Origin of the sequence: Streptomyces triculaminicus, assembly GCF_017349075.1 — a bacterium.
Classification (GTDB): domain Bacteria; phylum Actinomycetota; class Actinomycetes; order Streptomycetales; family Streptomycetaceae; genus Streptomyces; species Streptomyces triculaminicus.
Genome location: NZ_JAFMOF010000002.1, coordinates 621,364 through 647,796 on the forward strand (window position 1 = coordinate 621,364; position 26,433 = coordinate 647,796).

At 68.4% G+C, this 26,433-nt stretch carries 17 protein-coding genes, 3 rRNA genes, 1 pseudogene and 1 riboswitch; of the genes and pseudogenes, 16 read left to right on the top strand and 5 right to left on the bottom strand.

Annotated elements, in window-relative coordinates:
• Positions 1–71: 71 nt before the first annotated feature.
• Both ptsP and J1792_RS12880 read right to left on the bottom strand, forming a co-directional pair.
• Positions 72–1,742, bottom strand: a complete 1,671-nt coding sequence (ptsP, locus tag J1792_RS12875; protein WP_207247785.1) for a phosphoenolpyruvate--protein phosphotransferase — start codon at positions 1,740–1,742, stop codon at positions 72–74.
• Positions 1,743–1,865: 123 nt separating this feature from the next.
• Positions 1,866–2,315 carry a PTS sugar transporter subunit IIA gene (locus J1792_RS12880; RefSeq protein ID WP_086574210.1) on the bottom strand — a complete coding sequence of 150 codons (450 nt, stop codon included), beginning with the start codon at positions 2,313–2,315 and terminating at the stop codon, positions 1,866–1,868.
• Positions 2,316–2,929: 614 nt separating this feature from the next.
• Here J1792_RS12880 and J1792_RS12885 point away from each other — a divergent pair.
• The 13 genes from J1792_RS12885 to J1792_RS12945 all read left to right on the top strand — a co-directional run bounded on the left by J1792_RS12885 (position 2,930) and on the right by J1792_RS12945 (position 18,592).
• Positions 2,930–4,453, top strand: a 16S ribosomal RNA gene (locus J1792_RS12885).
• Between the two features lie 276 nt (positions 4,454–4,729).
• Positions 4,730–7,852 (top strand): 23S ribosomal RNA (locus tag J1792_RS12890).
• Between the two features lie 75 nt (positions 7,853–7,927).
• Positions 7,928–8,044, top strand: a 5S ribosomal RNA gene (rrf, locus tag J1792_RS12895).
• Together the 16S, 23S and 5S rRNA genes form the textbook arrangement of a ribosomal RNA operon.
• Positions 8,045–8,204: 160 nt before the next feature.
• Positions 8,205–8,795, top strand: a complete 591-nt coding sequence (gene clsA / locus J1792_RS12900) for a cardiolipin synthase ClsA (RefSeq protein WP_179199015.1) — start codon at positions 8,205–8,207, stop codon at positions 8,793–8,795.
• Positions 8,796–8,888: 93 nt separating this feature from the next.
• Positions 8,889–11,384 (top strand): mannose-1-phosphate guanyltransferase, encoded by a 2,496-nt coding sequence (locus tag J1792_RS12905; protein ID WP_086573028.1) that lies wholly within the window; start codon positions 8,889–8,891, stop codon positions 11,382–11,384.
• Positions 11,385–11,490: 106 nt separating this feature from the next.
• Positions 11,491–12,381 (top strand): DUF881 domain-containing protein, encoded by an 891-nt coding sequence (locus J1792_RS12910; RefSeq protein ID WP_207247255.1) that lies wholly within the window; start codon positions 11,491–11,493, stop codon positions 12,379–12,381.
• On the top strand, positions 12,378–12,710 hold the full coding sequence (locus tag J1792_RS12915) for a small basic family protein (protein WP_071964751.1): 333 nt from the start codon (positions 12,378–12,380) through the stop codon (positions 12,708–12,710). The genes J1792_RS12910 and J1792_RS12915 overlap by 4 nt, the downstream gene beginning before the upstream one ends.
• Positions 12,711–12,794: 84 nt before the next feature.
• A complete protein-coding gene (locus J1792_RS12920) occupies positions 12,795–13,799 on the top strand; it encodes a DUF881 domain-containing protein (RefSeq protein WP_207247786.1) in 1,005 nt (334 codons plus the stop codon).
• A gap of 148 nt (positions 13,800–13,947) precedes the next feature.
• Positions 13,948–14,778 carry an FHA domain-containing protein gene (locus tag J1792_RS12925; protein ID WP_242646093.1) on the top strand — a complete coding sequence of 277 codons (831 nt, stop codon included), beginning with the start codon at positions 13,948–13,950 and terminating at the stop codon, positions 14,776–14,778.
• Between the two features lie 45 nt (positions 14,779–14,823).
• A complete protein-coding gene (gene ftsR, locus J1792_RS12930; RefSeq protein WP_207247257.1) occupies positions 14,824–15,603 on the top strand; it encodes a transcriptional regulator FtsR in 780 nt (259 codons plus the stop codon).
• A gap of 52 nt (positions 15,604–15,655) precedes the next feature.
• Entirely contained in the window at positions 15,656–16,129 is a 474-nt protein-coding gene (locus tag J1792_RS12935; protein WP_086574146.1) for a bifunctional nuclease family protein, read from the top strand.
• A gap of 203 nt (positions 16,130–16,332) precedes the next feature.
• A complete protein-coding gene (locus J1792_RS12940; RefSeq protein WP_086574148.1) occupies positions 16,333–16,974 on the top strand; it encodes a MerR family transcriptional regulator in 642 nt (213 codons plus the stop codon).
• A 124-nt stretch (positions 16,975–17,098) separates the two neighbouring features.
• A complete protein-coding gene (locus J1792_RS12945; RefSeq protein ID WP_086574150.1) occupies positions 17,099–18,592 on the top strand; it encodes a DNA polymerase IV in 1,494 nt (497 codons plus the stop codon).
• Here J1792_RS12945 and J1792_RS12950 read toward each other — a convergent pair.
• On the bottom strand, positions 18,502–18,885 hold the full coding sequence (locus J1792_RS12950) for a PRC-barrel domain-containing protein (protein ID WP_086574152.1): 384 nt from the start codon (positions 18,883–18,885) through the stop codon (positions 18,502–18,504). The two genes, J1792_RS12945 and J1792_RS12950, sit on opposite strands and share 91 nt — an antisense overlap.
• Before the next feature lie 123 nt (positions 18,886–19,008).
• Positions 19,009–19,117, top strand: a riboswitch (glycine riboswitch).
• A 189-nt stretch (positions 19,118–19,306) separates the two neighbouring features.
• Between J1792_RS12950 and gcvP the strand changes: the two genes are divergently transcribed.
• Positions 19,307–22,192, top strand: a complete 2,886-nt coding sequence (gcvP, locus tag J1792_RS12955; protein ID WP_086574154.1) for an aminomethyl-transferring glycine dehydrogenase — start codon at positions 19,307–19,309, stop codon at positions 22,190–22,192.
• 161 nt (positions 22,193–22,353) lie between these two features.
• Here the strand turns inward: gcvP and J1792_RS12960 are convergent, their stop codons facing one another.
• Complete coding sequence (locus tag J1792_RS12960) at positions 22,354–22,560, bottom strand: DUF5999 family protein (protein ID WP_179199082.1); 207 nt, start codon at positions 22,558–22,560, stop codon at positions 22,354–22,356.
• 330 nt (positions 22,561–22,890) lie between these two features.
• Positions 22,891–23,457: pseudogene (locus J1792_RS12965) on the bottom strand (hypothetical protein); the annotation flags it as partial.
• A gap of 488 nt (positions 23,458–23,945) precedes the next feature.
• Between J1792_RS12965 and J1792_RS12970 the strand changes: the two are divergent.
• Together J1792_RS12970 and J1792_RS12975 are read left to right on the top strand one after the other, a co-directional pair.
• The gene (locus J1792_RS12970) at positions 23,946–25,445 is read left to right on the top strand and encodes a glutamate-cysteine ligase family protein (RefSeq protein ID WP_086571116.1); all 1,500 of its coding nucleotides are present in this window, start codon (positions 23,946–23,948) and stop codon (positions 25,443–25,445) included.
• Between the two features lie 66 nt (positions 25,446–25,511).
• Positions 25,512–26,387, top strand: a complete 876-nt coding sequence (locus J1792_RS12975; protein WP_086571114.1) for a CPBP family intramembrane glutamic endopeptidase — start codon at positions 25,512–25,514, stop codon at positions 26,385–26,387.
• Positions 26,388–26,433 lie beyond the last annotated feature (46 nt).

Here is a 26,433-nt window from a genome sequence, read left to right on the forward strand (position 1 = left end):
TGTGGGCGGGGGCACCCCTCACATCACGCGGACCGCACGCGCGGCCTCACACGCCGGTCATACGGCCCGGATCACTCGCCGGACAGCACGGCCTGAGCGGCCAGACGGGCCTCCTCGGCCGTGTCCGTGGCACGCGCGGCAGCGGCGGCCCGCTCGCACTGGGCGAGCGTGTGCTTGGCCAGCGTGGCACGGACATAGGGGATCGACGCGGCGCCCATGGACAGGCTCGTCACGCCCAGACCCGTCAGCACACAGGCCAGCAGCGGGTCGGAGGCGGCCTCACCGCACACGCCGCAGCTCTTGCCCTCGGCCTTGGCGGCCTCGGCCGACATGGCGATCAGGTCGAGCAGCGCCGGCTGCCACGGGTCCTGCAGACGCGAGACCGCGCCCACCTGACGGTCCGCGGCGAACGTGTACTGCGCGAGGTCGTTCGTGCCCAGCGAGAGGAACTCGACCTCCTGCAGGATCGAACGGGCCCGCAGCGCGGCGGAGGGAATCTCCACCATCGCCCCGAACTTCGCCCGCAGCCCCGCCTCGCGGCAGGCGTCGGCGAAGGCCCTGGCGTCCGTACGGTCCGCCACCATCGGGGCCATGACCTCGAGGTAGACCGGCAGCCCCTCGGCCGCCTTCGCCAGCGCCGTCAGCTGCGTCCGCAGCACCTGCGGGTGGTCCAGCAGCGTCCGCAGACCCCGCACACCCAGGGCCGGGTTCGGCTCGTCGGCCGGCGTCAGGAAGTCCAGCGGCTTGTCCGCGCCCGCGTCCAGCACCCGCACGACCACCCGGCCCTCGGGGAACGCCTCGAGCACCTTGCGGTACGCCTCGACCTGCTTGGCCTCCGACGGCGCCTTCGCGCTGTCGTCCAGGAAGAGGAACTCGGTACGGAACAGGCCCACGCCCTCCGCACCCGCCTCGACCGCGGCCGGCACGTCCGCCGGACCGCCGACGTTCGCCAGCAGCGGCACCTTGTGCCCGTCGGACGTCGCGCCCGGACCGGACGACGCGGCCAGGGCCGCCTTGCGCTCCTCGGCCGCCTTCGTCAGCTCGGCACGCTTCTCCTCGCTGGGGTCGACGAAGATGTCGCCCGTGCTGCCGTCCACGGCCACCACCGTGCCCTCGGCAAGCTCCCCGGCGCCCGGCAGCGCCACGACCGCCGGCACCCCGAGCGCACGCGCCAGGATGGCGGAGTGACTGGTCGGCCCGCCCTCCTCGGTCACGAAGCCCAGCACCAGCGTCGGGTCCAGCAGCGCGGTGTCGGCCGGCGCCAGGTCCCGCGCGATCAGCACATACGGCTCGTCGCTGTCCGGCACGCCCGGCATCGGCACGCCCAGCAGGCGCGCGACGATGCGGTTGCGCACGTCGTCCAGGTCGGCCACGCGGCCGGCCAGGTACTCGCCCGCGTTGGCGAGCAGCGCGCGGTAGGCGGCGAAGGCGTCGTACACCGCGCGCTCGGCGGTGCTGCCGACGGTGATGCGCCGTTCGACGTCGGCCATCAGCTCGGGGTCCTGGGCCATCATCGCCTGGGCCTCGAGCACGTGCTGGGCCTCGCCGCCGGCGAGGTTGCCGCGCGCGATCAGATCGGCGGCGACGGCCTCGACGGCCTGACGCGCCCGCCCCTGCTCACGCGGCGCCTCGTCCGTCGGAATCTGCTTGGCCGGCGGCTCCAGAACCGCCGTGCCCATGTGCCGCACCTCGCCGATCGCCACACCGTGGCTCACGCCGACGCCTCGCAGCGTTGTCTCCATTTCACCCGTCTCCGGTTGGATGCGGCGAACCGTGCCGCCGCAGTGGATGTCGTACGTGCCGTCGGCCGTCGGTGATGTCGTCACCAGAGACGTCGACGGCGTGGGGTCACTGCAGGTGAAACGTCACTGCCAGGTGAAGAGGGTGTCGCCGGCCTTGAGGTCGCCGTCCTCGCGGACGTCGGCCAGGGCGTCGGGCGTGGCCTCGAGCGCGACGATCGGGCAGACCGGGGACTTGCCGGCCTCCTCGACGGCGACCGGGTTCCAGCGCACGATGTCCTGGCCACGGGTCACGGTGTCGCCCTTGTTGACGAGCAGCTCGAAGCCCTCGCCGTTGAGCTGCACGGTGTCGATGCCGAGGTGGGTGAGCACGCCGTGCCCGTCCGCGTCGACGACGACGAACGCGTGCGGGTGCAGCGAGACGATGACGCCGTCGACCGGGGAGACCGCGGTGGCGGGCTCACGCACGGGGTCGATTGCGGTACCGGGTCCCACCATCGCGCCGGAGAAGACCGGGTCGGGCACTGCCGCGAGTCCGATGGCGCGTCCGGCGATCGGGGACGTCACGGTGGTCATGGGAAGCCTCCCAGAGGTGGAGATTCATCACGCGCCGTCACTACCTGTCCTGGACGGCGCACTGGTCGGAAGCCTAAGTCATAGGAACTGAGGATTCCGCACGAGCGTGCGCGCGGGAGCTCATGTGCGCTGAGTAATCGATTTGCCTCGCCTCTGGGAGGCATGTACTGTCAGATCCCTGCCCACGACCGAGGCCCGCAGTCACCTGCTGGCAAGGCGAGGGCGGCCTCCATTCGGATGAGATCCATTCCTGGATCCGCTGGTGTTTTCTGCATGCCTCCGTGCATGAAGAGAAACGGGCGGTGAACGGGCCGGAAAAGTCCTGATAGAGTGGTGGAACACCGAAGGGAAGCGCCCGGAGGAAAGCCCAGCGAATATCGCCAGGGTGAGTACAAAGGAAGCGTCCGTTCCTTGAGAACTCAACAGCGTGCCAAAAGTCAACGCCAGATATGTTGACACCCCGTCCATCTCGATGGATGAGGTTCCTTTAAAAGTCCTACCGGGTCCGATTACGGATCGGGTGGGCACACACAGCGAGGACGCTGTGAACGACCGGGCCTATTCCGCCTGGTTGTTCCGCTCAACGCGAGTGTGAACCGGATTACCGGTAAACATTCACGGAGAGTTTGATCCTGGCTCAGGACGAACGCTGGCGGCGTGCTTAACACATGCAAGTCGAACGATGAAGCCCTTCGGGGTGGATTAGTGGCGAACGGGTGAGTAACACGTGGGCAATCTGCCCTGCACTCTGGGACAAGCCCTGGAAACGGGGTCTAATACCGGATACGACCTTCGAGCGCATGCTTGAAGGTGGAAAGCTCCGGCGGTGCAGGATGAGCCCGCGGCCTATCAGCTTGTTGGTGGGGTAATGGCCTACCAAGGCGACGACGGGTAGCCGGCCTGAGAGGGCGACCGGCCACACTGGGACTGAGACACGGCCCAGACTCCTACGGGAGGCAGCAGTGGGGAATATTGCACAATGGGCGAAAGCCTGATGCAGCGACGCCGCGTGAGGGATGACGGCCTTCGGGTTGTAAACCTCTTTCAGCAGGGAAGAAGCGAGAGTGACGGTACCTGCAGAAGAAGCGCCGGCTAACTACGTGCCAGCAGCCGCGGTAATACGTAGGGCGCAAGCGTTGTCCGGAATTATTGGGCGTAAAGAGCTCGTAGGCGGCTTGTCACGTCGGATGTGAAAGCCCGGGGCTTAACCCCGGGTCTGCATTCGATACGGGCAGGCTAGAGTTCGGTAGGGGAGATCGGAATTCCTGGTGTAGCGGTGAAATGCGCAGATATCAGGAGGAACACCGGTGGCGAAGGCGGATCTCTGGGCCGATACTGACGCTGAGGAGCGAAAGCGTGGGGAGCGAACAGGATTAGATACCCTGGTAGTCCACGCCGTAAACGTTGGGAACTAGGTGTGGGCGACATTCCACGTCGTCCGTGCCGCAGCTAACGCATTAAGTTCCCCGCCTGGGGAGTACGGCCGCAAGGCTAAAACTCAAAGGAATTGACGGGGGCCCGCACAAGCAGCGGAGCATGTGGCTTAATTCGACGCAACGCGAAGAACCTTACCAAGGCTTGACATACACCGGAAACGGCCAGAGATGGTCGCCCCCTTGTGGTCGGTGTACAGGTGGTGCATGGCTGTCGTCAGCTCGTGTCGTGAGATGTTGGGTTAAGTCCCGCAACGAGCGCAACCCTTGTCCTGTGTTGCCAGCATGCCCTTCGGGGTGATGGGGACTCACAGGAGACTGCCGGGGTCAACTCGGAGGAAGGTGGGGACGACGTCAAGTCATCATGCCCCTTATGTCTTGGGCTGCACACGTGCTACAATGGCCGGTACAATGAGCTGCGATACCGCGAGGTGGAGCGAATCTCAAAAAGCCGGTCTCAGTTCGGATTGGGGTCTGCAACTCGACCCCATGAAGTTGGAGTTGCTAGTAATCGCAGATCAGCATTGCTGCGGTGAATACGTTCCCGGGCCTTGTACACACCGCCCGTCACGTCACGAAAGTCGGTAACACCCGAAGCCGGTGGCCCAACCCTTGTGGAGGGAGCCGTCGAAGGTGGGACTGGCGATTGGGACGAAGTCGTAACAAGGTAGCCGTACCGGAAGGTGCGGCTGGATCACCTCCTTTCTAAGGAGCACATAGCCGACTGCGAGCGAATGACTCGCACGGTTGCTCATGGGTGGAACGTTGACTATTCGGCACAGTTCTTGAGGGATCACTAGTACTGCTTCGGCGTGGAACGTGAATCTTGAAAGACTGGGCCGGGCACGCTGTTGGGTATCTGAGGGTACGGACTTCGGTCTGAACCTTCGCGATGCCGGCCCCGGTAAAGCTTTGCTTCGGCAGAGTGTGACGGGTGGCTGGTCGTTGCTTGAGAACTGCACAGTGGACGCGAGCATCTGTGGCCAAGTTTTTAAGGGCGCACGGTGGATGCCTTGGCACCAGGAACCGATGAAGGACGTGGGAGGCCGCGATAGGCCCCGGGGAGCTGTCAACCGAGCTTTGATCCGGGGGTGTCCGAATGGGGAAACCCGGCAGTCGTCATGGGCTGTCACCCGCTGCTGAACACATAGGCAGTGTGGAGGGAACGCGGGGAAGTGAAACATCTCAGTACCCGCAGGAAGAGAAAACAACCGTGATTCCGGGAGTAGTGGCGAGCGAAACTGGATGAGGCCAAACCGTATGTGTGTGATACCCGGCAGGGGTTGCGCATGCGGGGTTGTGGGATCTCTTTTTCATGGTCTGCCGGCCATGAGACGAGTCAGAAACCGTTGGTGTAGGCGAAGGACATGCGAAAGGTCCGGCGTAGAGGGTAAGACCCCCGTAGCTGAAACATCAACGGCTCGTTTAAGAGACACCCAAGTAGCACGGGGCCCGAGAAATCCCGTGTGAATCTGGCGGGACCACCCGCTAAGCCTAAATATTCCCTGGTGACCGATAGCGGATAGTACCGTGAGGGAATGGTGAAAAGTACCGCGGGAGCGGAGTGAAATAGTACCTGAAACCGTGTGCCTACAAGCCGTGGGAGCGTCGCGCATCAAGCTTGCTTGGTGCGTCGTGACTGCGTGCCTTTTGAAGAATGAGCCTGCGAGTTTGCGGTGTGTTGCGAGGTTAACCCGTGTGGGGAAGCCGTAGCGAAAGCGAGTCCGAATAGGGCGATTGAGTAGCGCGCCCAAGACCCGAAGCGGAGTGATCTAGCCATGGGCAGGTTGAAGCGGAGGTAAGACTTCGTGGAGGACCGAACCCACCAGGGTTGAAAACCTGGGGGATGACCTGTGGTTAGGGGTGAAAGGCCAATCAAACTCCGTGATAGCTGGTTCTCCCCGAAATGCATTTAGGTGCAGCGTCGTGTGTTTCTTGCCGGAGGTAGAGCACTGGATAGGCGATGGGCCCTACCGGGTTACTGACCTTAGCCAAACTCCGAATGCCGGTAAGTGAGAGCGCGGCAGTGAGACTGTGGGGGATAAGCTCCATGGTCGAGAGGGAAACAGCCCAGAGCATCGACTAAGGCCCCTAAGCGTACGCTAAGTGGGAAAGGATGTGGAGTCGCAGAGACAACCAGGAGGTTGGCTTAGAAGCAGCCACCCTTGAAAGAGTGCGTAATAGCTCACTGGTCAAGTGATTCCGCGCCGACAATGTAGCGGGGCTCAAGCGTACCGCCGAAGTCGTGTCATTCACACAATAACCCCAACGGGTGTGTGGATGGGTAGGGGAGCGTCGTGTGCCGGGTGAAGCAGCCGCGGAAGCGAGTTGTGGACGGTTCACGAGTGAGAATGCAGGCATGAGTAGCGATACACACGTGAGAAACGTGTGCGCCGATTGACTAAGGGTTCCTGGGTCAAGCTGATCTGCCCAGGGTAAGTCGGGACCTAAGGCGAGGCCGACAGGCGTAGTCGATGGACAACCGGTTGATATTCCGGTACCCGCTTTGAAACGCCCAATATCGAATCAGGCGATGCTAAGTCCGTGAAGCCGTCCTGGATCCTTCGGGTGAAGGGGAGTGGTGGAGCCGACGAACCAGACTTGTAGTAGGTAAGCGATGGGGTGACGCAGGAAGGTAGTCCAGCCCGGGCGGTGGTAGTCCCGGGGTAAGGGTGTAGGCCGTGTGATAGGCAAATCCGTCACACATTAAGGCTGAGACCTGATGCCGAGCCGATTGTGGTGAAGTGGATGATCCTATGCTGTCGAGAAAAGCCTCTAGCGAGTTTCATGGCGGCCCGTACCCTAAACCGACTCAGGTGGTCAGGTAGAGAATACCGAGGCGTTCGGGTGAACTATGGTTAAGGAACTCGGCAAAATGCCCCCGTAACTTCGGGAGAAGGGGGGCCATGTCCGGTGATGAGTCTTGCACTCTGAGCTGGGTGTGGCCGCAGAGACCAGCGAGAAGCGACTGTTTACTAAAAACACAGGTCCGTGCGAAGCCGTAAGGCGATGTATACGGACTGACGCCTGCCCGGTGCTGGAACGTTAAGGGGACCGGTTAGCTCTGTTTCGACAGGGCGAAGCTGAGAACTTAAGCGCCAGTAAACGGCGGTGGTAACTATAACCATCCTAAGGTAGCGAAATTCCTTGTCGGGTAAGTTCCGACCTGCACGAATGGCGTAACGACTTCTCGACTGTCTCAACCATAGGCCCGGTGAAATTGCACTACGAGTAAAGATGCTCGTTTCGCGCAGCAGGACGGAAAGACCCCGGGACCTTTACTATAGCTTGATATTGGTGTTCGGTTCGGCTTGTGTAGGATAGGTGGGAGACTGTGAAGTCATGGCGCCAGCCATGGTGGAGTCGTCGTTGAAATACCACTCTGGTCGTGCTGGATGTCTAACCTCGGTCCGTGATCCGGATCAGGGACAGTGTCTGGTGGGTAGTTTAACTGGGGCGGTTGCCTCCTAAAGAGTAACGGAGGCGCCCAAAGGTTCCCTCAGCCTGGTTGGCAATCAGGTGTTGAGTGTAAGTGCACAAGGGAGCTTGACTGTGAGACCGACGGGTCGAGCAGGGACGAAAGTCGGGACTAGTGATCCGGCGGTGGCTTGTGGAAGCGCCGTCGCTCAACGGATAAAAGGTACCCCGGGGATAACAGGCTGATCTTCCCCAAGAGTCCATATCGACGGGATGGTTTGGCACCTCGATGTCGGCTCGTCGCATCCTGGGGCTGGAGTCGGTCCCAAGGGTTGGGCTGTTCGCCCATTAAAGCGGTACGCGAGCTGGGTTTAGAACGTCGTGAGACAGTTCGGTCCCTATCCGCTGCGCGCGCAGGAGTCTTGAGAAGGGCTGTCCCTAGTACGAGAGGACCGGGACGGACGAACCTCTGGTGTGCCAGTTGTCCTGCCAAGGGCATGGCTGGTTGGCTACGTTCGGGAGGGATAACCGCTGAAAGCATCTAAGCGGGAAGCCTGCTTCGAGATGAGGACTCCCACCCACTTGATGGGGTAAGGCTCCCAGTAGACGACTGGGTTGATAGGCCAGGTGTGGAAGACCGGTAACGGTTGGAGCTGACTGGTACTAATAGGCCGAGGGCTTGTCCTCAGTTGCTCGCGTCCACTGTGTTAGTTCTGAAGTAACGAACTCGCCTTGCTGGCTGGAGTTCTAACTTTATAGTGTTTCGGTGGTCATAGCGTTAGGGAAACGCCCGGTTACATTCCGAACCCGGAAGCTAAGCCTTTCAGCGCCGATGGTACTGCAGGGGGGACCCTGTGGGAGAGTAGGACGCCGCCGAACTCCTTTTGAAGAAAGCCCTGGCAGGGTTACCCTGCCAGGGCTTTCTTGCGTTTCCGGCCATGTTTGCGGCCGGCCTCCCTCCCCCTCCGCACGGTCCCAACTCGGCTGGGGGTAAAGTCATGGGACATCGTTGGTACATATCCCCACAGGAGGCCCCCGGGTGGAGGTCCAGGAGACGCGCGTCCAGACCGACCGCGTCCTCACCATCCCGAACATCCTCAGCATGGCGCGCCTGGTCGGCGTACCCCTCTTCCTGTGGCTGATTCTTCAGAAGCACGACGGATGGGCACTGGTCGTCCTGGCCCTGAGCGGCGTCAGCGACTACCTCGACGGCATGCTGGCCCGGCGCTGGAACCAGATCAGCAACCTCGGCCGGCTGCTCGACCCGGCCGCCGACCGGCTATACATCCTCTCCACCCTCTTCGGCCTGACGTGGCGTGAGATCCTTCCGCTCTGGATCACGGTCGCACTGCTCGCCCGCGAGGCGATGCTGCTGGTCATGGTGTGGATCCTGAGGCGCCACGGCTATCCGCCGCCGCAGGTGAACTTCCTTGGGAAGGCCGCGACCTTCAACCTCATGTACGCCTTCCCGTTGCTGCTTCTCAGTGACGGAGAGGGCTGGTTGTCGTCGCTCGCCGCGATTTTCGGATGGGCGTTCGCCGGATGGGGTACAACCCTCTATTGGTGGGCAGGGATCCTCTATGTGGTTCAGGTCCGCCGGCTGGTCAAGGCGGACGCCACGGCCGACTGATCTCGCCGTGGCCCCGAGCGTTCCGGGGCCTGACCGAAGTCGAGGCGTGAAAGCCGGCAAAGACCGTCGTCTCTCAAGGAGGACGCTTCCGACATGAAGGCCGTCGTGATGGCCGGTGGCGAAGGAACCCGACTTCGCCCCATGACCTCGAGCATGCCCAAGCCGCTCCTGCCGGTGGCCAACCGGCCGATCATGGAACATGTGCTACGGCTGCTCAAGCGGCACGGGCTCACCGAGACCGTGGTCACCGTGCAGTTCCTCGCCTCCCTCGTGAAGAACTACTTCGGTGACGGCGAGGAACTCGGTATGGAGCTCTCCTATGCCAACGAGGAAAAGCCACTCGGCACCGCGGGGAGCGTCAAGAACGCGGAAGAGGCGCTCAAGGACGACGCCTTCCTGGTCATCTCCGGCGATGCCCTCACCGATTTCGATCTGACCGATCTGATCCGTTTCCACAAGGAAAAGGGCGCCCTCGTCACGGTCTGCCTCACCCGGGTGCCCAATCCGCTGGAATTCGGCATCACCATTGTCGACGACGAGGGCAAGGTCGAGCGGTTCCTGGAGAAGCCCACCTGGGGCCAGGTCTTCTCCGACACCGTGAACACCGGCATCTACGTCATGGAGCCGGAGGTCTTCGACTACGTCCGGCCCGACGTCCCCGTCGACTGGTCGGGCGATGTCTTCCCGCAGCTGATGAAGGAAGGCAAGCGTGTCTTCGGCTATATCGCCGAGGGCTACTGGGAGGACGTCGGCACTCACGAGAGCTACGTCAAGGCCCAGGCCGACGTGCTCGAGGGCAAGGTCGACGTCGATCTCGACGGCTTCGAGATCTCCCCGGGGGTCTGGGTCGCCGAGGGCGCCGAGGTGCACCCCGACGCCACCCTGCGCGGCCCGCTCTACATCGGCGACTACGCCAAGGTCGAGGCCGGCGCCGAGATCCGCGAGCACACCGTCGTCGGGTCCAACGTCGTCGTCAAGTCCGGCGCCTTCCTGCACAGGGCCGTGGTCCACGACAACGTCTACGTCGGCCAGCAGAGCAATCTGCGCGGCTGTGTCGTCGGCAAGAACACCGACATCATGCGGGCCGCCCGGATCGAGGACGGAGCCGTCATCGGGGACGAGTGCCTGATCGGCGAGGAATCGATTATTCAGGGGAACGTCCGCGTCTACCCGTTCAAGACGATCGAGGCGGGCGCCTTCGTCAACACGTCCGTCATCTGGGAGTCCCGGGGGCAGGCGCACCTCTTCGGTACCCGGGGCGTCTCCGGCATTCTCAATGTGGAGATCACCCCCGAACTCGCCGTGCGGCTCGCCGGCGCGTACGCCACCACGCTCAAGAAGGGCGCGACGGTCACCACGGCGCGTGATCACTCCCGTGGCGCGCGGGCGCTCAAGCGCGCGGTGATCTCCGCGCTGCAGGCGAGCGCGATCGAGGTGCGGGACCTGGAGAACGTACCGCTGCCCGTGGCCCGGCAGCAGACGGCGCGGGGCAGCGCCGGCGGGATCATGATCCGCACCTCGCCGGGCGTGCCGGACTCGGTGGACATCATGTTCCTCGACGAGCGCGGCGCCGACCTCTCCCAGGCGGGGCAGCGCAAGCTCGACCGGGTCTACGCCCGCCAGGAGTACCGGCGGGCCTTCCCCGGGGAGATCGGCGACCTGTCCTTCCCCTCCAGCGTCTACGACTCGTACACCGGCTCGCTGCTGCGGTCCGTGGACACCACCGGAGTCGCGGAGGCCGGGCTCAAGGTCGTCGTGGACGCCTCGAACGGCAGCGCCGGGCTCGTTCTGCCCAGCCTCCTCGGACGGCTGGGGGTGGACGCGCTCACCATCAATCCCGGGCTCGACGAGGCACGTCCGACCGAGACCGCGGACACGCGCCGTTCGGGGCTGGTGCGGCTCGGGGAGATCGTGGCGTCGGCGCGGGCGGCGTTCGGGGTGCGGTTCGACCCGGTGGGGGAGCGGATCTCGCTCGTCGACGAGCGCGGGCGCATCGTGGAGGACGACCGGGCCCTGCTGGTGCTGCTGGACCTGGTCGCGGCCGAGCGGCGCAGCGGGCGCGTGGCGCTGCCGGTGACGACGACACGTATCGCCGAGCAGGTGGCGGCGTACCACGGCACGCAGGTGGAGTGGACGACGACGTCGCCGGACGACCTGACGCGGGTGGGCCGGCAGGATTCGACGATCTTCGGCGGGGACGGCCGGGGCGGGTACATCATCCCGGAGTCCAGCAGCGTCTTCGACGGTACGGCCGCGTTCGTACGCCTCATCGGGCTGGTGGCGCGTACGCAGCTCACGCTCAGCCAGATAGACGCGCGGATTCCCAGGGCTCATGTCCTGCGCCGTGACCTGGCGACCCCTTGGGCGGTGAAGGGCCTCGTCATGCGGCATGTGGTGGAGGCGGCCGGGGATCGTTCGGTGGATACGACGGACGGTGTGCGCGTGGTGGAGGCCGACGGGCGCTGGGTGATGGTGCTGCCCGATCCCTCCGAGGCCGTGACGCACCTGTGGGCGGAGGGGCCTGATGACGCCTCCGCCCAGGCGCTGCTGGACGAGTGGTCGGCGGTCGTGGACGGCGCCGGGCGCTGACGGCGGGAAGGGCGTCGTCTCCTGAGGTTCGCGGAGTGTCCCGGATCTGTCCCGGATCCGGCACGCCGGTGGGGCCATTGGGAGACGACGGCCCCGACGTGCGACGATGTGCGGCATGTCGCAGCAGCCCCCCGTTCGGAGCACCTCCTCACCGCCGCCGCGTCCCGATGCGTCGATGTCGCTGCTGACGAATGCCATGCATCACAGCCTCGACGAGGGGTACGCGGAGGCGGCGGCCAGACGTGCCGAGGGTGGCAAGGGGCTTCCCGGCACCCTGCGGGCGAAGTTGGGTCTGGCCGGTGCCCTGTTGCTGGCCGCCGTGGTGGTGACGCTGGGTGCGGCGCAGGCGCAGATATCGGCACCGACGCTGGCCAAGGAACGCGAACAGCTGATCCAGCGGATCGAGAGGGAGACGTCGGCCGCCGACACGCTGCAGCGGAACGTCGACTCCCTGCGTTCGACGGTGGGCAGCAAGCAGCGCGACGCGCTGCGGAAACATGGTGGGGACAAGGCCGAGTTGGTGTCCCTGCTGGCCGGTGCGACTCCGGTGCACGGGCCGGGGGTCAAAGTGGTCGTCGACGACGCGAAACAGGCCAAATCCAGCGGTGGCGGCCCGCGTGAGAGCACCGGGTTCTCCGACACCGGACGGGTGCGCGACCGTGACATGCAGCGCATCGTCAACGGCCTGTGGCAGTCCGGCGCCGAGGCGATCGCGGTCAACGGGCAGCGCCTGACGTCGCTGTCGGCGATCAGGGCCGCGGGGGACGCCATACTGGTCGACAACAAACCGCTGGTGCCGCCGTACACGGTGCTGGCGGTGGGGAACGGGCAGCGGCTGAGCACCGCTTTCCAGGACAGCGTCGACGGACAGTATCTGCATGTGCTGCAGCAGAACTACGGGGTCCGCGCCAGCATTTCCGCTCAGGACGAGGTCCGGCTGCCGGCCGCGCCGAGTCTGATCGTACGCATCGCAAAACCAGGGAAGGGCACATCGTGATCGCCGTATTGGGCCTCATCGTGGGAGTCGTGGTCGGACTGGTCGTCCGCCCCGTGGTGCCGACGGCGGTCGAGCCCTACCTGCCCATCGCCGTCGTGGCGGCGCTGGACGCGGTGTTCGGGGGCCTGCGGGCGATGCTGGACGGGATCTTCGACGACAAGGTCTTCGTGGTGTCGTTCCTGTCCAATGTGGTGGTGGCCGCCCTGATCGTGTTCCTGGGCGACAAGCTCGGCGTCGGCGCGCAGCTGTCCACCGGTGTGGTGGTCGTCCTGGGCATCCGCATCTTCTCCAACGCGGCCGCCATCCGGCGGCACATCTTCCGGGCGTGAGACCGAATGAGCACTGACGACACCCCGGACACGTCCGGAGCGCAGGACCGGCCCGAGGGGCCGGAGGGGACGGAGAAGTCCCCGATGTCCGAGAGCGGCAAGAAGCCGGAGAAGCCGGCGGGGCGCGAGGAGCCCCGGCCGGTGGAACCCGCCGGCGAGTCCGGTGAGTCCGGCGGGACCGCCGGGAAACCCGGGCCGCGGCCGCGTCCGGAGCCCGCAGCGAAGCCGGAGCCCGAGGCGGAGCCCGAAACGGAATCCGAAGCGGAGCCCGGACCGGAACCCGAGAAGGAGCCGGAACCGGAGCCGGTGGCCGGTCCCGGCCTCGAGCCCGTCGAGCCGTCCGCGGGGGAGCCCGGGGCGGCGAGGCCGTTGACGGGACGTCAACGGCTGGCGAACGGGCTGTGGCCGCCTAGGCTGACGCGGGCCCAGCTGACCGTGGCGGTGCTGCTGTGCGTGCTCGGCCTCGGTCTGGCCATCCAGGTCCGGTCGACCAGCGACAACAGCGCGCTGCGCGGTGCCCGGCAGGAGGACCTCGTACGGATCCTGGACGAGCTGGACAACCGCACCAAGCGGCTCGAGGACGAGAAGCGCCGGCTGGAGAACCAGAAGACGGAGCTGGAGAGCAGCTCCAACCAGGCCGCCGAGGCCCGTAAGCAGACGGCGCAGAAGGAGGACCAGCTCGGCATCCTCGCCGGTACGGTGGCGGCCCAGGGGCCGGGCATCGAGCTCACGGTGAGCGACGGCAAGGGGGCCGTCGAGGCCGACAAGCTGCTGGACACCATCCAGGAGCTGCGGGCCGCGGGCGCGGAGGCGATCCAGATCAACGACGTCCGCGTCGTCGCCGACACCTACTTCTCGGGCTCCGCCGGAAAGGTGGAGATCGATGGCAAGAAGGTGTCGCAGCCCTATAAGTTCAAGGTCATCGGCAAGCCGCAAGACCTGGAGCCCGCACTGAACATCCCCGGCGGTGTGGTGCAGACTCTGGAGAAGGAGCAGGCCGGGGTCAGCGTCTCCCGGTCTGAGAAGATCATCGTGGACGCCTTGCGCCCGGCGAAGCGGCCTGACTACGCTCGGTCGTCATCGCAGTGAGACGGGCGCCCAGGCGGGGCCCATGGGGAGGGCGGGAGGTTGCGGGGGGTCGGCGCACCAAGTTCGGGGCGCGTCATGGAAACTGTCTGTTGACCTCGGACGTTGTAGAGATGTCCAGGTCGGATGGTGTGTGCAGCAAGGGTTTGTCCTGCCCCACGGGCGGGTCTGTAGCGGTCAAGGGGAATCGCCCGTGAAGTTGTTTGCGAAGTTGTTCGGCAAGAGCGCACGCCAGGACGGCGGCGGCGCACGGCATCGGGCGTCGGGCCCGGTGGACGGCGGCGAGGGGGCCCAGGAAGGGCGTCCGCTGTTCCGGGACCAGATGGATGCGCACGGCGCACCGGGTGGCGACATTCCGGGCGCTCAGGGCGCGTCCTCTGTTGACCCTGCCCAGGCGGGGCGCATAGGTTTCGGGGCACCAGCGACCTCGAGTGCGGGTGGAGGGTTTGCCTTGCCGGTCTGTACGAGGTGTGGCCACCGGAACGGCGAAGCCAGCCGGTTCTGTTCCAACTGCGGTGCGCCGCTGCGGCCGGGTGCCGTGGCCGAGCGCGCGTCGGAGACGACCTCGACCATCTCCATCTCCGGTCTCGAGGCGTACGACTCCGAGACCACCGGCCAGACGGCGATCCCGGCGCTCTCGCCCGAGGCGCAGGCCGCCGTCGACGCGCTGCCGCTGGGCTCCGCCCTGCTGGTGGTGCGCCGGGGTCCCAACTCCGGCAGCCGTTTCCTGCTGGACGCCGAGGTCACCACCGCGGGTCGTCACCCACAGAGCGATATCTTCCTCGACGACGTCACCGTCTCGCGCCGGCACGTGGAGTTCCGCCGGGAGCAGGACGGCTCGTTCACCGTCACCGACGTCGGCAGCCTCAACGGCACCTACGTCAACCGCGAGCAGATCGACTCGGTCGCGCTGTCCAACGGCGATGAGGTGCAGATCGGCAAGTACCGTCTGGTCTTCTTCGGTGGCCAGCGGGGCATCTGACCCTCCCCCGGACCGGGTCCGGGGGGATCTCCAGGGAAGGGCCACATGCTTCGAACACCGTCGGGCGGCACCGGGTCCTCCGGTGCCGTCGGCGCGGAAGGCCGGCTGATGAGCATCGGCACGGTGCTCAATGTGCTGCGCGAGGAGTTCCCCGAGGTCACCATCTCCAAGATCCGGTTCCTGGAGTCGGAGGGCCTGGTCGAGCCCCGGCGCACCCCGTCCGGCTACCGCAAGTTCTGCGCGGAGGACGTGGAGCGGCTGGGGTACGTGCTGCGGGTGCAGCGCGACCACTACCTCCCGCTCAAGGTCATCCGTGAGCAGTTGGACGCCCTGGCCCGTGGTGAGCGCGTGCAGCTGCCGGCTCCCGCCCAGCCGCGGGACGCGCTGGACCTCGTGGAGGGCCTGGAGGGGGTCGCGGCGCCCGACGGGGACCACAGTGGCCCCGAGGGCCCCACCCTCACCCGCGTCGGCCGTGCGGAGCTGCTGGCCACCGTGGGCGCCACCGAGGAGGAGCTGGCGGAGTGGGAGTCGTACGGCCTGGTCGTCCCTCATCCGGACGGCGGGTTCGACAGCGATTCCACGACGATCGCCCGGCTCGTGGCGGAGCTGGGGCGTTTCGGCCTGGAGCCCCGGCACCTGCGGGCCGTCAAGGCGGCCGCCGACCGTGAGGCCGGCCTGATCGAACAGGTGATCGCGCCACTGCGCAGGCACCGCAATCCGCAGACCAGGGCGCACGCCGAGGCGACCGCCCGTGAGCTGGCCGCCCTCTCCGTTCGACTGCACGCCGCCCTGGTGCGCGGGGCCCTGCACCTGCGGGGACAGTGACCGCGGACGGCCCGACTACCCAAACCTGCCGGGCACGGCCTAGGGTTGCTGTGTGAACGAGCTCGATGTCGTGGGCGTCCGGGTGGAAATGCCCTCCAACCAGCCGATCGTGCTCCTGCGGGAAGTGGGAGGCGACCGTTACCTCCCGATCTGGATCGGACCGGGGGAGGCGACGGCGATCGCCTTCGCCCAGCAGGGCATGGCGCCTGCCCGCCCGCTGACCCACGACCTGTTCAAGGACGTGCTGGAGGCGGTCGGACAGCAGCTCGCCGAGGTCCGGATCACGGACCTGCGCGAAGGCGTGTTCTACGCGGAGCTCGTCTTCGCCAGCGGGGTGGAGGTCAGCGCGAGGCCCTCCGACGCCATAGCGCTGGCGCTGCGCACCGGCACGCCGATCTACGGCAGCGACGGGGTGCTGGACGACGCGGGGATCGCCATCCCGGACGAGCAGGAGGACGAGGTGGAGAAGTTCCGCGAGTTCCTCGACCAGATCTCGCCGGAGGACTTCGGCAGCGGCAATCAGTGAGACCCCGGGCGGTCCTCGAGGACCGTCTCTCGACCGGGGCGTCGCCGGGCGATACGAGCCCATTCGAGTAGCTTTTCCCGCTACGCGGACACGTGAAACCACTCTCAGGGTGATTATCACTCGGCGTGCCGAGTGTGGCGATCGTTGACGCACCCCGAGCGACTGCCTACCGTCGAGAAGGCAGGTCAAGGACGGAGGTCGGCGTGAGAAGCACGGGCGACGGTACGGCGGTCGGCGGTCCGTATCCGCTGCATGGGGGAATGGTCGAACCAGTGCCCCGTTATTCCGCCACGCCAGCGGTCACCACTCCGCGGGGGCGGGACTCCGAAGGCGAGAGCGCCTCGCGTGGTCCGGACAGCATCGGATATCGGGGGCCGACCGCGTGCGCCGCGGCCGGCATCACCTACCGGCAGCTGGACTACTGGGCGCGTACGGGGCTCGTGGAGCCCAGCGTGCGGCCCGCGTACGGCTCGGGCAGTCAGCGGCTCTACAGCTTCCGGGACGTCGTGGTCCTGAAGATCGTGAAGCGGCTGCTGGACACCGGTGTCTCGCTGCAGAACATCCGCACCGCGGTGCAGCATCTGCGGGCCCGGGGCATGGACGACCTGGCGCAGATGACGCTCATGAGCGACGGCGCCACGGTCTACGAATGCACCTCGCCCGACGAGGTCGTCGACCTCCTCCAGGGCGGGCAGGGGGTCTTCGGGATCGCCGTGGGCGTGGTCTGGCGCGATGTCCAGAGCGCACTCGCGCAGCTGCACGGCGAGCGCGTGGACACGGGCGAGACGCTCGTGGGCCACAACCCCGCCGACGAGCTCGCCCGCCGCCGCAACCGGGCGGGATAGGGCTCTCCGAGCGACATCGAAGCGCCCCCGCCGGGTGCCGTGAGGCATCCGGCGCGGGGCGCTTCGTCGTGCTCCGGACCGGCGGAAAGCCCGATTGTCAGTGGTGTGCGGGAGCATCGGTCGTGTGAGGGGTGTGCCGACGATCCTGCATCTGGACATGGACGCTTTCTACGCTTCGGCGGAGCAGGCGGCCAAGCCGAGCCTGCGCGGAAAACCGGTGGTCGTCGGCGGCATCGGCCCGAGGGGCGTGGTGGCCACGGCGTCGTACGAGGCGCGGGTCTTCGGCGTGCGGTCGGCCATGGCCACGGCCCAGGCCCGCCGGCTCTGCCCGAACGCCGCCTACCTCACCCCGCGGTTCGGTCTCTACCAGCACATCAGCCAGATCGTCATGGAGCTGCTCCGCGAGCTGTCGCCCCTGGTGGAGCCGCTGAGCCTCGACGAGGCGTTCGTGGACCTCGAGGCGGGCGGCGTGGAGCCCACGCCCGCGGCCGTGCGGGCGGTGGGGGAGAAGCTGCGCCGCGACATCGCCAGGGCCACGGGACTCACGGGATCGGTGGGGCTCGCCGGTTCCAAGATGCTCGCGAAGATCGCCTCCGAGGAGGCCAAGCCCGACGGCCTGCTGCTCATCGCGCCCGGCACGGAGCTGGGGATCCTGGGCCCGATGTCCGTGCGCGCCATCCCGGGCGTCGGCCCCGCCACTGCCGAAACGTTGAGGCGGGCGGGGATCACCACGGTGGCCGAGACCGCCGAGGCGGGTGAGGACGAGCTGGTGCGGCTGCTGGGCCGGGCGCACGGCGGGGGCCTGTACGCCCTGGCCACCGGCCATGACGACCGGCCCGTCGTCGCCGACCGCGACGCCAAGTCCGTCTCCGTGGAGGACACCTTCGCCGAGGACCTCACCGACCGGACCCGGGTCGAGCTGGAGCTCGCCCGCCTCGCCGACCGGTGCGTACGGCGGCTGCGCGGCGCCGGGCGGTCCGGGCGCACGGTCGTCATCAAGGTGCGGAGCTACGACTTCTCGACGCTGACCCGCTCCGAGACCCTGCGCGGCCCCACCGACGACCCGGCGGTCATCCGCGAGGCGGCCGCCCGGCTGCTCGACGGCGTGGACACCACGGCGGGCGTGCGGTTGCTGGGCGTCGGCGTCTCCGGGCTCGCCGACTACACCCAGGAGGACCTCTTCGCCCAGGCGGCGAGCGCCCCCGACGAGACGCCGGAGGCGTCGGCGGACGAGGAGGGCGAGAGCGCCGGCGCCCAGCAGCCGGCGGATCCCGCCCCGCCCCGGCGGTGGCTGCCGGGCCTGGACGTCCGGCACGCGGAGTACGGGCCGGGATGGGTGCAGGGCAGCGGCCTGGGGCGGGTCACCGTCCGCTTCGAGACGCCCTGGTCGGCGCCCGGCCGGGTGCGGACCCTCGCCGTCGACGACCCGGCGCTGGAACCGGCGGAGCCGTTGCCGCTCGTACGGGACACCGACGGGCCGGACCCGGTGGATCACGGCGGACCGGCGGATCACGGTGGACCGGGGGGTCAGGACGGCCCGGAGGGCGTCCCCGGCTCCGGGGGTTCGCCGGAGTCCGCCGGCGCCGGGGCCTGCGGTGCGGGCAGCTCGAGACCGTAGTGCCGGTAGAGCCGCAGCTCCTGCTCGGGGGAGAGGTGGTGGCCGACGCCGAAGCCCGGCGCCCCCTTGATCAGCGCCCGTTCGTAGGGCACGTGCAGTGCGTCGTCCTCGACCCGGCTGGGCGCCAGCGGCACGAAAGCGTCCCGGCCGAACAGGCCGGTGCGCACCGCCGCCCACTCCGGCTCCCCGGTCGCGTCGTCGAGGTACACCTCGTCCACGGTGCCGATCTTCGCGCCCTCCCGGTCGAAGACCTTGCGCCCGATCAGGCTCCGCGGATCGATGTCGCTCCGCACGATTCCTCCCTTGGCTCCTCCGCCCCGGACATCGCCCTGACACCACGAAAGTGCACAAAACCGGAACCGGCCACTCGGGAGAACCGCCCGGAAAGACGCGCTGGTAGGCTGGCGAATGGCCGCAGACCCCGTGCGGGAGAGTCCTCCTCGAGGCCCGCAAGGGCACCGGTGAGGCGCCGAAGGAGCAAATCCTCCCCGGAATCTCTCAGGCACCCGGTACCGCACGGACGAGGTCACTCTGGAAAGCAGGGCGGGCCCAGGTCAGGCACCTCACCGAAGCCCCTCCTCACCGACGGTGAAAATCGGGTCGTCCGCCATGGCCCGGTGAAGCTCTCAGGTTGAGATGACAGAGGGGGAGGCCGTCCGGGTACCCGCGCCGTGGTACCCCTCGCAGGTCGTATTGACCAGGAGGCCTCCGCAGATGAACGCCCACCGCATCGCTCTCTCCGACCTTGAGCGTGGTACCCCCTTCGAGGCCCGCCACATAGGGCCCGACGGCGAGGCCCAGGCCAAGATGCTCGCCCAGGTCGGCTTCGGCTCGCTCGACGAACTCACCGCCGCCGCCGTGCCGGACGTGATCAAGAACGCCGAGGCGCTCGACCTGCCCGAGGCCCGCACCGAGGCCGAGGTCCTCGCCGAGCTGCGCTCCCTCGCGGACCGCAACGAGGTCCTCGCCCCCATGATCGGCCTCGGCTACCACGGCACGTTCACCCCGCCGGTGATCCTGCGCAACGTCATGGAGAACCCCGCCTGGTACACGGCCTACACGCCGTACCAGCCGGAGATCTCGCAGGGCCGCCTCGAGGCGCTGCTGAACTTCCAGACGGTCGTCGCCGATCTCACCGGCCTGCCCACCTCCGGCGCCTCCCTGCTCGACGAGGGCACGGCGGCCGCCGAGGCCATGTCGCTCGCCCGCCGGGTCGGCAAGGTCAAGGGCGGGGTCTTCCTCATCGACGCCGACGCCCTGCCGCAGACCATCGCCGTGATCGAGACCCGCGCCGAGCCCACCGGCGTCGAGGTCGTCGTCGCCGACCTCTCCGCGGGCATCCCCGACGAGATCGCCGAGCGCGGCGTCTTCGGCGTCCTGCTGCAGTACCCCGGCGCCTCCGGCGTCGTGCGCGACCTGCGCCCGGTCATCGACCGCGCCCACGAGCTCGGTGCGATCGTCACCGTCGCCGCCGACCTCCTGGCGCTGACCCTGCTCACCTCGCCCGGCGAGCTCGGCGCCGACATCGCGGTCGGCACCACCCAGCGCTTCGGCGTGCCCATGGGATTCGGCGGACCGCACGCCGGATTCATGGCCGTCCGCGAGAAGTTCGCCCGCAGCCTCCCCGGCCGCCTCGTCGGCGTCTCCGTCGACGCCGACGGCGACAAGGCCTACCGCCTGGCCCTGCAGACCCGCGAGCAGCACATCCGCCGCGAGAAGGCCACCAGCAACATCTGTACGGCCCAGGTGCTCCTCGCCGTCATGGCCGGCATGTACGCCGTCTACCACGGTCCCGAGGGCCTGGCGGGCATCGCCCGCCGCACCCACCGCTACGCCACGCTCCTCGCCGAGGGCCTGCGGGCCGGCGGCGTCGAGGTCGTGCACGGCAGCTACTTCGACACCCTCACCGCGCGCGTGCCCGGCCGGGCCGCCGAGGTCGTCGAGGCCGCCCGCGAGCGCGGCGTCAACCTCCGCCTGACCGACGCCGACCACGTCGGCATCGCCTGCGACGAGACCACCGACCGCGCCCGCCTGGCGTCGGTGTGGGCCGCGTTCGGCGTGGAGGCCGACGTCGAGGCGCTCGACGCGACGACCGCCGAGGCCCTGCCCGAGGGTCTGCTGCGCACCGACGAGTACCTCACCCACCCGGTCTTCCACCAGCACCGTTCCGAGACGGCGATGCTGCGCTACCTGCGCCGCCTGGCCGACCGCGACTACGCGCTGGACCGGGGCATGATCCCGCTCGGCTCGTGCACCATGAAGCTCAACGCCACCACCGAGATGGAGCCGGTGACCTGGCCCGAGTTCGGCGCGCTGCACCCCTTCGCGCCCGTCGAGCAGGCCGGGGGCTACCTCACCCTCATCACCGAGCTCGAGGAGCGCCTGGCCGAGGTCACCGGCTACGACAAGGTCTCCATCCAGCCCAACGCCGGTTCCCAGGGCGAGCTCGCGGGCCTGCTGGCCGTCCGGGCGTACCACCGGGCCAACGGCGACGAGCAGCGCACCGTCTGCCTGATCCCGTCCTCCGCGCACGGCACCAACGCCGCCAGCGCCGTGATGGCCGGCATGAAGGTCGTCGTCGTCAAGACCGCCGACGACGGCGAGGTCGACGTCGAGGACCTGCGCGCCAAGATCGAGCAGCACCGCGACGAGCTGTCCGTGCTGATGATCACCTACCCGTCCACCCACGGCGTCTTCGAGGAGCACGTCGCCGACATCTGCGCGGCCGTGCACGACGCGGGCGGCCAGGTGTACGTCGACGGCGCCAACCTCAACGCGCTGGTCGGCCTCGCCAAGCCGGGCCGGTTCGGCGGCGACGTCTCGCACCTGAACCTGCACAAGACCTTCTGCATCCCGCACGGCGGCGGCGGCCCGGGCGTCGGCCCGGTGGCCGTCCGCGCCCACCTCGCCCCGTACCTGCCCAACCACCCGCTGCAGCCCACCGCGGGCCCGGAGACGGGCGTCGGGCCGATCTCGGCCGCGCCGTGGGGCTCCGCGGGCATCCTGCCGATCTCCTGGGCGTACGTCCGTCTCATGGGCGGCGAGGGCCTCAAGCGCGCCACCCAGGTCGCCGTGCTGGGCGCCAACTACATCGCCAAGCGCCTCGAGCCGCACTACCCCGTGCTCTACACCGGCCCGAACGGGCTGGTCGCGCACGAGTGCATCGTGGACCTGCGGCCGCTGACCAAGGCGACCGGGGTGAGCGTGGACGACGTGGCCAAGCGCCTGATCGACTACGGCTTCCACGCGCCGACCATGTCGTTCCCCGTCGCCGGCACGCTGATGATCGAGCCGACGGAGAGCGAGGACCTCGCCGAGCTGGACCGGTTCTGCGACGCGATGATCGCCGTCCGCGCGGAGATCGAGAAGGTCGGCTCGGGCGAGTGGGACAAGGACGACAACCCGCTGCGCAACGCCCCGCACACCGCCGCCTCGGTGGCCGGGGCGTGGGAGCACCCCTACACCCGTGAGGAGGCCGTCTTCCCGGCCGGGGTGTCGGCGGCCGACAAGTACTGGCCGCCGGTGCGGCGCGTCGACGGCGCCTACGGCGACCGCAACCTGGTCTGCTCCTGCCCGCCGCTGGACGAGTACGACGGCTGATGACGACCGACGTCGGCCGCCACGGCTGACGTCACGGGCCCGGACACGGGTCGGGGCCGGTTCGGCGTTCGCGCCGGGCCGGCCCCTTTATGTGCTTTCTGCGCCTGTGGTGCTGCTCGTGCTGCCGTGGGTCATGCCGTGACGTGCCGCGTGGCGCGCCGCTAGGCGGCGGTCACCACGTGGTCGGTGCCCAGGGGCCGGTGCGGGGCGATGATCTGCCCGTCCGGCAGCAGCTCACCGGTGTCCTCGAAGCAGAGGACGCCGTTGCACAGCAGGCTCCATCCCTGCTCCGGGTAGGCGGCCACGAGATGGGCGGCCTCCCGGTCGGCGGAGTCGGCTGACGGGCACGTGGGCTGGTGCTGGCACATGGAAGGGATCTTTCGCTCTGTTGTGGTGGCTGTCCTGCGGCTCGATGCGGTGGTCATGCCGCCCCCCGTAGTGATTCGTCGGTCGGTCCCAGTGTTGCCCTACGGGCGTTGTTCCGCAGGCATTTCACCGTGACGCTCCTCACAGGAGGATGACGCATCACCCATGCGGGCGGTTGCTTCCAACTCCGCAGTCCCTTTGGGGGTTCGGCATGGCCGGGGTGGGCTAGTCCGGTGGGGTGAGGGCGGGGACAGAGATGCGCCCCGCGCCTCCTCGGACTGCGGGGGCGCGGGGCGGGTGGCCGGCGTCGGCTCAGGCGGTCGCCTTGAGTTGGGGTCCGGGGCCAGCCGGAGGGTGAGGACGGGCAGCAGATCGCTGACCCGGTGGGGGCGGTGCGCGGCGATGCCCGGCGGTGCGGGGGCGAGGGGTACGAGGAGGTCGCCCGGCGCGAAGAGTTCCGAGGCGGCGTCGGCCGTGATGTCGGCGTGCAGCCAGAGGGTGAGCATGTAGAGCTCGGGCACCGACAGCAGCCGCGGCTGGTACGGCGTCGTCAGCGCCTCGGCCTGCCGCAGGGCCAGTTGGGTGGAGGCGAGGTAGGGGCCCTCGAAGAAGTGGGAGAACGCCCAGCCGTCGGGCGTGGGCCGCGCCTCGCCGGCGGCCACCGCCCGGCCGTCCTCCGCGATGAGGAAGCGCCAGCCCGAGAGCCGGGTGCGGGGCGTCCCGCCGCGCGCGGTGACGCGCTCCAGCACATGGACGGGCAGCGGGAGTTCGGCGGTGAGCGGAGTACGGGCGGACCGCAGGGAAGGCGTGCGGGCCTCGCGGACGGCGGCGGGGGAACCGAGGGCCGTGAGGACGCTGCTGAGGGCAGGAGCGGGCGCAGGGGGGACATGCAGCGGCATGGTGAGTCGCCTCTCGCTTGGGAGACACACGGTGGAGCTGGGCAGGTGCGACGACGCTGTCGGCGAGCGGAACGGGGTCAGAGGGGGGCCGGACCGACTCCGGGGACGCCTGCTCTCTGCCTCATTACGGAGTTTATACGACACGTGTTCACACAGTGTTTCGCCTAGCTGTCCGCAGCATTTCCGGCAAGGGGAAAACAGGGCGCGTTCGGAGGGTGATTTCGGTGATTTTGCGGCCTATTTACGAGCGTGACCTCGGCGTCCCCGTCGCATACGGTAGGCCGGATCTCATCGGTGTTTATCACCAGCGCATTGCACCGTAGTCGGGTCTCCCCGTTATGCCGACGGAATGTGCCGGAGTGCGCTCGGGGGAAGCCTACCGGGTATGCGCTCGCCGCGAGGCGTTATGGATCGTCCCGTCTGGGCATCATCGACCGTGACAAGGCGGCCGGCGCCAGGGGCGACCCGGTTGAGGGAGGGACGCTTGAATGGGTGAGAAGGTCGCGGCCATGGGGTTCGACCTCGCCGACCGCCGGCGGTACCGGGACAAGCTCCGGCAGTGCCTGGAAGGGTTGGCGAGGCTGCTGGAGGAGAAGCGGTTCGATCGTCCCCGGAATCTCATGGGGCTGGAGATCGAACTGAATCTCGCGGGCTCCGACGGCATGCCGAGCATGGTGAATGCGGAGGTGCTCGAGCGTATCGCGAGCGGGGATTTCCAGACCGAACTCGGGCGGTTCAACCTGGAAGTGAACATCGTCCCGCACCGGCTGTCGGGCCGGGTTCTGGACCAGCTCGCGGAGGAGATGCGCACCGCCCTGTCGTACGCCGACCGCAGGGCCATGGAGGTCGATTCCGGAATCGTCATGATCGGGATCCTGCCGACGCTGACCGGCGCCGACCTGGTGTCCGCCAACCTCTCCGCGGCCGACCGCTATTTCCTCCTGAACGACCAGGTGGTGGCCGCCCGGGGCGAGGAATTCACCATCGACATCGCCGGGGTCGAGCACCTGACCTGCACCGCCCGCTCCATCACCCCCGAGGCCGCCTGCACCTCCGTCCAGCTCCACCTTCAGGTCACCCCCGGCCGGTTCGCCGCCGTGTGGAACGCCGCACAGGCCGTCGCCGCCGCGCAGATAGCCGTCGGCGCCAACTCGCCGTTCCTCTTCGGGCGGGAGGTGTGGCGCGAGTCCAGGCCCCCGCTGTTCGTCCAGTCCACCGACACCCGGCCGCCCGAGCTCCAGGTCCAGGGCGTACGGCCGCGCACCTGGTTCGGGGAGCGCTGGATCACCTCGGCGTACGAGCTGTTCGAGGAGAACCTGCGCTACTTCCCGCCGCTGCTGCCCATCTCCGCCGACGAGGACCCGCTGCGCGTGCTGGACGAGGGCGGGGTGCCCTGGCTGCACGAACTCACCCTGCACAACGGCACCGTCTACCGCTGGAACCGCCCGGTCTACGGCGTCGCCGACGGCGTCCCCCACCTGAGGGTGGAGAACAGGGTGCTGCCCGCCGGGCCCACCGTCACCGACGTCATCGCCAACACCGCCTTCTACTACGGCCTGGTCAGGGCGCTGGCCGAGGAGTCCCGGCCGGTGTGGACCCGGCTGCCGTTCGAGGTCGCCGCCGAGAACTTCGACCTCGCCTGCCGCCACGGCATCGACGCCGTGCTGCGCTGGCCCCGGCCCGGGCGCGGCGGCACCCCGGCGCGGGTTCCGGCCGTGCGGCTCGTACGGGACGAGCTGCTGCCGCTGGCCGCGGCCGGGCTCGACGCCTGGGGCGTCGAGCCCGCCGACCGCGACCACTACCTGGGCGTCATCGAGGAGCGCTGCCGGCGCGGGGTCAACGGCGCGTCCTGGCAGGCGGACACCTACCACCGGGCGCTGGAGCGCGGGCTGGACCGCCGGTCCGCCCTGGCCGCCACCACGCGCCGCTACTGCGAGCTGATGCGCACCGGGGAGCCGGTGCACACCTGGCCGACGGGCATCGCCTGACGCGGCCCGCCGCACCCCCTGTTCGTACCGGCCCAGGTCGTCGGGCAAGCTGTGACGACCGTGACCATGGGCAGGCGGGAGACGAGGGTGCGGCACAACGCTCCAGACGGTGAAGCGGGCGCCGGGACGACGGCGCCCGGCGAAGGGCCGTCCGGTGGCGGGCCGTCGGGCGGCACCGGGCTGTCCCGGCGGACCCTGCGCGCGGAGATACTGATCGTCCTCGCGCTCTCGCTCGGCGCCAGCGCGCTGTCGTCGCTGATCAGCTTTGTCGGCGCGGCCACCCGGCCCGGCGGGCTCAAGGACCAGGCCGCCACCCTCAACGCCTCGCACGCCCCCGGCCGGCCCTGGCTCGACCTCGCCTGGCAGGCCTTCGGCATCACGACCGCGCTGGTGCCCGTCCTGCTCGTCGTCCACCTCCTCGCGCGCGAGGTGCCCGAGGGCGGCGCCCTGCGGGCCATCGGCCTCGACCGCGGCCGGCCGGGCCTGGACCTGGCCCGCGGCGCGGGCCTCGCCGCGGCCGTCGGCGGCAGCGGGCTGCTGTTCTACCTCGCCGTACGCGCCGCGGGCTTCAACCTGACCGTGGTGCCGGAGAACCTGCCCGACGTGTGGTGGAAGCTGCCCGTGCTGGTCGCCTCGGCCCTGCAGAACGCCGTGCTCGAGGAGGTCGTGGTCGTCGGCTATCTGCTGCGCAGGCTCGGGCAGCTGGGCTGGACCCCGGCCGCGGCCCTGGCCGCGAGCGCGGTGCTGCGCGGCTCGTACCACCTCTACCAGGGCATCGGCGGCCTGGTCGGCAACATGGTGATGGGCGTGGTGTTCGTCCTGTGCTACCGCCGGTGGGGGCGGGTGGGACCGCTGGTCGCCGCGCACGCGCTCATCGACATCGTGGCGTTCGTCGGCTACGCGCTGCTCGCGGGCAAGGTGGCCTGGCTGCCCACCGCCTGACCCGCCACCGGTCGGCCCCGCCCCCGGTCCGGTCCGCTGTGGCCCG